This is a genomic window from Xanthomonas sp. SHU 166 (assembly GCF_000364685.1).
Lineage (GTDB): Bacteria > Pseudomonadota > Gammaproteobacteria > Xanthomonadales > Xanthomonadaceae > Xanthomonas_A > Xanthomonas_A sontii.
On sequence record NZ_AQOJ01000582.1, the window covers coordinates 1 to 462 of the forward strand.

Here is a 462-nt window from a genome sequence, read left to right on the forward strand (position 1 = left end):
GCGGCCGGCGCATCGGCGGCCTTGTCCTTGCACCCGCCCAACAGCAGGAAGGTTGCCGCCCACAGGGCCGTGGTTCCTCGCCTCATCGCACTGCGTCCTTTGGAGTCCGTTGGCGCGCGATGCTACCAAGAACCGCGGCGGCGCCAAGTGACAGGCGTGCACGCCGCCAAGACCGACGCTGGCGGCGCAGCGCGCCGGCTCAGGGCGCGTCCGGCTCCATCGCCGGCACCGGCTGCGGGCGCGCCAGCAGCGGCTGGGTCAGCGCGTACAGGATGCGCAGGTCTTCGGCGTCGAAGGCGGTGGCGTCGTTGCCGCGGTAGTGGTGGTGGAAGGCGCGCAGGGTCGCCGCCCGGTCGTCGACCGGATAGCCGATCAGCGCCAGCGCCTGCCACGGATCGAAGCCGGGCGGGGCCGGCGGCGTGTCGGCGGCCGGCCAGCGGCCGAAGCCGGCGTCGGCCAGTC

General features: G+C 74.5%; 1 pseudogene. It reads right to left on the reverse strand.

From position 1 onward, the window contains the following. Positions 1–199: 199 nt before the first annotated feature. A pseudogene (locus D180_RS14540) lies at positions 200–462 on the reverse strand (N-acetylmuramoyl-L-alanine amidase); the annotation flags it as partial.